Below are 6,450 nucleotides of genomic sequence, written 5' to 3'. Positions count from 1 at the left end.
ATTAGCATAAGTAGGGACAAAGACAAGAGTGCCGCCTTCTAGATTGTAACTGTTTGCTTTGAGTTTAGAATTTGTGTTGCTTGAGCCATCATAGAGGATGTGCAGACTTCCTGTATCTTTTTGTGTATAAGAACCATTTATTGTGAGGGTTGAGGCATCTTTTAGTGAATCTCTATTAGATAGAAATCCCGCATATACTATACCACTCTCATTATTGATATCACCTACTAATGTTCCATTGCCTGCGAGGATACCTCCAGTTTTTAGATTGACATTTTTTAGTTCAATTTTTGTGTTGTTAGATTGTATTTGTGTGGCGCTATTTTCTTGGATTGCTTTGAGATAATTGTTTGTAGAATCTCCCAGCGACTTTGACACGACAAGTACACCACCATCGCTGATATGTGCTTCATTGGCGCTTCCACTAAATGCATAGATAACACCTTGATTTTGGGCATAGAGATTGCCTACTTTAACATTGTTATGCAAGATAACAGAACCATTGTCTCTAGCAATGGCATTTTTGGCAACAAGATCTGAGGTGGTGGAATCTGATTGGGGTTGTTGCACACTTTGTGATTGTGATTTTGCTTGCACTTGCACTTGCTCTTGAGTCTTTTGATTATCCTTGCCAGTGAGCTTTAAGATACCATTGCCTTCTGCATATGCGTTAGATTCTGTAAGTTTGCCTGTTATTTCTAGCACACCTCCTTGGACTCTTGTAGCACCTTTGTAAGTATTCACTCCGCTTAAAACCAATGTGCCAGAGCCTTTCTTTATAAGACCTACTTTGGTTATGTATTGCATAGTTTCTTTTGGGGAATTGAGCGCATCATCAAGATGGTATTTGTTATCCCAAGTTCTCTGGGATATGTCATTGCTGAATATAAATGTGCTTGCTGGATTGTCTGTTGTTGTATCAAGCGTATAGAAAGCTTGCTTTGTGGATTCAATAAGGCTTTTTCTTTCTTGCTCCTGCTGGCTTAATTGAGAATGTGCATTGTTTGCATTATTTTTATCTTCAGTATTTAAGGGCTGTGCTGCTTGTATTAAGACTGGTGTTGCCTGAAGTGTTTGTGTTTGGGGTGCTTGTTGTTGAGATACTTCTGTTTTAGAAACTTCTTGTGTTCTAGGAATCTCTTGGAAGTCTTGTATATCCCCTAAGTTTAATCTATTTGCATCAAGTCCAGCAAGACCACCTAGAGCTTTGTTAGCATCCAAAATGCCTTGACCAAAGACTTCTTCTTTAGTGAGAGTAATGATGGCATTGTGGTTGTATTTAGGCTCAAGTGATTTGTCTGAAGTTGGATTTTCATCTTTTGTTTGGAGAAGTTTATTGATAATGCACTCTGGCGTAAGCAAACTATTGTATTTGCAGTCATTATTAACAGAAGTAGCTTTAGGAGCAATTTCAGGCTTTTGAGTGTTTGTTTTCTTTTTATCTAGCATATTTTGCAAATCGTTTTTTACTTTTTCAATATCTATTTCTTGAGGATTTTCACTTTTTAAAGGTACTTTGTTTTCTTTGCCATCTTGCGTTTTGTTAGCGCTGTAATCACTTATATAGATCACCGTGTACTGTGTTTCAAGACCATTAAGAGAATTCTTTACAATGAGCTTTGGCGCTTCTATATTCTTATTGGCAGTTGTGAGCAATACATCTGCAATCTGTGCGCCGTTTAAGAAAGGATATTTCTCCTGCACAAGTGCTGCTACACCGCTTACCATAGGAGTAGCCATTGAAGTGCCGCTCATATAGCATACATCTCCTTTGGCTGTTTTGCCATCACTATCGACACAAGGTCCTCCGGTGTCAGTATTTTGATTATTTATGTTTTGATAATACGCATTAGCAGAATTGATGTATTCCCCTGGTGCCATAAGCGCATAAAGCTGGGCAGAACCTTTGAAGTGGTTGCTATAAGCATAAATTCCCTCGGATTTAATGGTTATTTTATCTCCTTTTTTTTCTACATACTCTGTGATAGCACTCTCTGAATCTGTTGTGTGTGTTTTTAATGCTCCTACCACAAGCCAACTTCTTATGTTTTCATCATAGCTTGGAATCACAGCCATAGCCGATGGGCTAACCGTACCAGAATTCCCAGCACCAAAGATATTGAGTACTTTGCGTTCCTGAGAGAGCTTGTATAATCCCATCACGAGATTCTCTTTGCCATTTTTGTTGAATTGGTTGATTTCTATTTCTTTTTGGAGAAGAGAGAAGAATCTCTTAGTACTTATGGGTTCGTGTTTTTGGCTATCAGTCAATATGCTTTGGTAGCCTTTTTGTGCTTTGTCATTATCTGGGACTTTAAAGTCATAGCTACCGTCAGCATCGTACCGATTGATAAGCGGATAAAATTTCACGCCCCAACTGTTATTGATAATCCTTATTTCTTTTTTGTCTTTGAATTCATTATAGAGATTGCCATTGTAAGTACTTGCAGGATTGAGAATCCCTACACCATGGTATTGTGCATTATAAGCGATACCATAGGGATTGACCTTAGAAGGATCTTGGCTTTCAATCTTTGCTCCTAGGATAATCCCTGCCACATGATTGCCATGAGCATAGGTTAGACGATTGGTTTTATCTGCTTTGTATGGGTCGCATCCAATTTTATCCCAACAAACATTATTGGTTATGGCATAGGAATTTTTCCCATACAGGCTTTCATGGGAGGTGTTAAATCCTGATTCTAATATCCCTACAACGACATTTTTACCGGTAATCTGTGGATTCTGCTCTCTTGCTGTATCGACACCTATGATTGTCATCACGGGGTTTTGAGAATAATCTTTGGGCGTTGTTTGGTTACTTGCTGATCCTATTTGGTTTGCTAATGACATTTGTATGAAGAAAACATTGATCATAAAAATAAGATATATTTTCATAATATCCACCGTTTTTTATGTAAAATAAGATTCTTTATTACTTAGCGTTGGATTTTACTTCAACTTGAAAATTTTGGCTTTATAAAGCTTCATAATATTAGGAATTTTTTACTAGGAGGTGTTGAAATGAAACAGTATTTAATGCCTCTGTTATTGTCTGTATTTATCTCCACACAGGCAATGGCAGAGGAAAACCCCACAAAAGTTCAGTTAGGTAAATCTACCATCACAGGTTCTGCATTAGAGAGCGACGTAACGCTCATACCTTCAAACCTTAGCATTGTAGATTCTGATCACATCACTAAGGTATCAAACTTCCGAACCACAGATATAGTCAAAAAGCTTTCAGGCGTACGTGTAGAGCGTGATATGAGCTTTAATCCACGGCCAAAAATAAGAATCCGAGGTGTCAATTATGGCACGCTCTTGATGCTTGACAATGTGATCTTAACCGACCTAGAAGGTGAAAATAGAATTTTTAATAGCCTAGCGCTCTATGATATTGAACGAGTTGAAGTGGCACGAGGAGCTTATTCTAGTCTCTATGGCACGGGAGCAATAGGCGGCGTGATAAATTTCATCACTTCTATGCCAGATAAATTCCAAACACAAGCATTTGTAGGCTATGGTAATGAGCTTGTCAAAGATACCGCAGATAAAAATGTGCTTCGATTCTACGGGAACATAGGTGATGTGCTGATGGACAATAAGCTAAGAGTGAAACTAAGCATAGGCTATACAGGCACACAGGGCTACTCAAACTTTCCTACGATTTTGCCAAAGAGTGCAAGCACGAGTCTAAATAATCTCAGCGGGTCATTTAAAGACAAAGCAGGCAACACTATCATAGGCACAGGCGGGGACAGATCGTTCCAAACCTATGATATTGCGTTAAAGACAAGTTATGAGTTAGGCGCAAATGATGAAATTTTTGGCAGCTTAAGATTCTCAAGCTATTCGTATGATTTCGGTAATTTCGTCTCTTATCTGAAAGACCAGCAAGGCAACAGCACACATCTTGTGGACGGGAAGGATTATTTTGTCGGATCTGGATATGGGGGGATGGGGCGCTACTCTCATCTCATTGGCAATCTTGGCTATTTGCATAGTTTTGAATCCAGTACGCTCAAAGTCTCGCTCTCAAGTGTCAATCTCTTTAGTATCTGGCAAGATGCACTGCAAGGGACTGGAGATAGGTCTGGGGGTGCTGGATGGACGCAGGATACAGATTCTTCAAGTAATTATTTGGACGTTATCTACCAAGATGAGCATTCAGAAAACCATAAACTCTCACTTGGCACACAGTTTCGCTACTACCAATTTGTCCAAGATATGCGTAATATAACAAATTGGCGCGTCAATAGTACCCGTACAAATACTTATCGCAAACTTAGCGCAGAAGCCTTTGTCTCATCGCTGTATGCTAATGTGGATTCTCTATGGCTTGATTCTGAAAATTTTGGGAAGTTTAGTTCGAGTGTGGGGTTAAGGTTTGATCATTGGATGAATTTTAATGGCAACTTCTTTGATGGTAACAGACCCCAAGACAATCGCTCAAATCTCACAAATACTATTTCTGTCCTAAGTCCAAAACTTGCGCTCAATTACCTTCCTCTTGATTCCCAATCACAGACGCTTAAACTCAGCGCAAGTATAGGAAGTGGGTTTAGGGTGGCTACTTTGCGTGATATGTATCGATATAGTACTTCTTCAATTTGGCTTATCAACCAAAACCTCAAGCACGAGCGTGCATTGAATTTTGAATTAGGTACAGAATACAAAAATGAGTATTTTTCTCATAGTTTGTATTACTACCAAATCGAGATGTTTGATATGATCTATCGCGCTGGGAGTGGGAAAGAGAATGATCAATTTCAGAATATCAACGCAGGACGTGGACGGATAAATGGAATCGAGTATGCCTTCACACTCCCTCTTTTTGGAGAGCTTAGTTTGGAAGGTAATTACACACTTACTAATGCTGTTATTTTAAACAATCCCACGCGTCCAAAATCTGTAGGCAATCAGCTTGCAGAGACACCAAAGCATATGACAAATCTTTTTTTGAATTACTTTCCAAAATTTGGATTTTATGCTTCTCTTTGGGCACATTATATTCCCGCGTTTTTTAATAGCGACCTTAACAACAAACCTTTAAGCAATACTTTTGCAAACTATGAGACTCAATTCACTCTTAACACAAAACTAGGCTATGCTATGCATTCAGGCTTTGATTTTAGTGTGCAGTTTTCTAATATTACAAACAATCGCTACTATGATTATTATCGTGTGGGTGGTGCAAGCTTCTATGCACAGATTGGCTACAAATACTGAGCATCTCAGCCAAAGCCATGTAAGTTTTGTATAATCTCTGCCTCTCAAATATCTTGTATTAAGCAAACTTCTATATCAACCAGAGCGATGTGGGATTTGCATGCTTGGTCTAGAGCAAGTCTTAAATACCAAAGATTCTTTAGCGGAGGAGAGCACTAATGAGTAAAGTCTCTATCATTCTCCCGACTTTTAATGTAGAAATATATATTGCAAGAGCATTGCACTCTTGTGTGAATCAGACATTGCAAGATATTGAAATAGTCGTCGTTGATGATTGTGGCAAGGATAAATCTATGCAAATTGCCAAAGAATTTGCCAGCAAAGATTCTCGTATCAAGATAATCCACAATCCTAAGAATCTCGGCACATTCCATGCAAGACTAAGAGGTATAGAGGAAGCAAGTGGAGAGTATATTTTGTTTTTGGATGCTGATGATTATTTGGAGTTAAATGCCTGTGAACTAGCATACAAGAAAGCCCAAGAAGGTTTTATGGGGGCAAGTGGGGTTTCTACTTATTTGCCAGATATTGTGTTTTTTGGTATGCGCTACGATCCACCGACTTTGACCCGTGTAAGCCCCAAGGTCATTACCAAGCCTTTGTACAATGAGGAGATTCTCTATGAAGTTTTCGCCCATTGTGCCACTCCGCCGTGGCACATATGTGCGAAGCTTTATAAAGCTTCGCACATTAAGCGTGTGCGCACGTTAATCGTGGCACATATGGGCGAAGACGCTCCGCTTACTATGGCTGAAGACGTTTTAAAGAGTTTCTATTCCTGCGCGCTTGCTAGTTTGAGTGTGGGTATTACTAATAGACTTTATGTGTATTGCGCTTCCAATTCCTCTATCACCCGTAAAATTGACACGAACACGCGCGATAAAAAAGTAAGTGACATTACACGCGTGATAAATGAAATCGCGCACTTAGATACTATCCCACAGATTGTAGAAAATCCATCTTTCAAAACAGCCCAAGAAAAGACGCTACGAATTCTCAAAAGTGTTGTAGCGCTAGAATATCGCTATAACACCCCTGATAATATGGGGGGGGGTATAATTAGATGTATCCCTCCATATTTACGCGCTTGTTTAGCTTCTCTAAGATACCACCACAAGTGGCAGACTTATGCAAGAATCCTTATTTATATACTCAGTCTGGGAAGGAAAAAAATCTAGAGTTAGGACAAGCCTCCTGTAGCAAATCCGCTCCACAATC

Annotated in this window: 3 protein-coding genes; 2 read left to right on the top strand and 1 reads right to left on the bottom strand. The window is 39.2% G+C overall.

Features of this window, described 5'->3' with window-relative positions:
- On the bottom strand, window positions 1-2,898 hold a 2,898-nt coding region (locus CCY97_RS06555; RefSeq protein WP_146744518.1), incomplete at its 3' end, for a S8 family serine peptidase.
- A 126-nt stretch (window positions 2,899-3,024) separates the two neighbouring features.
- Between CCY97_RS06555 and CCY97_RS06550 the strand changes: the two genes are divergently transcribed.
- Window positions 3,025-5,232 (top strand): TonB-dependent receptor, encoded by a 2,208-nt coding sequence (locus tag CCY97_RS06550; protein ID WP_112064678.1) that lies wholly within the window; start codon window positions 3,025-3,027, stop codon window positions 5,230-5,232.
- Between the two features lie 158 nt (window positions 5,233-5,390).
- Complete coding sequence (locus tag CCY97_RS06545) at window positions 5,391-6,410, top strand: glycosyltransferase family 2 protein (RefSeq protein WP_112064677.1); 1,020 nt, start codon at window positions 5,391-5,393, stop codon at window positions 6,408-6,410.
- Window positions 6,411-6,450: the final 40 nt, after the last annotated feature.

Source organism: Helicobacter sp. 10-6591 (assembly GCF_003288805.1).
GTDB lineage: Bacteria > Campylobacterota > Campylobacteria > Campylobacterales > Helicobacteraceae > Helicobacter_F.
Note: the sequence above shows the minus strand (reverse complement) of the source record. Positions and strands in the feature narration are given on the sequence as shown.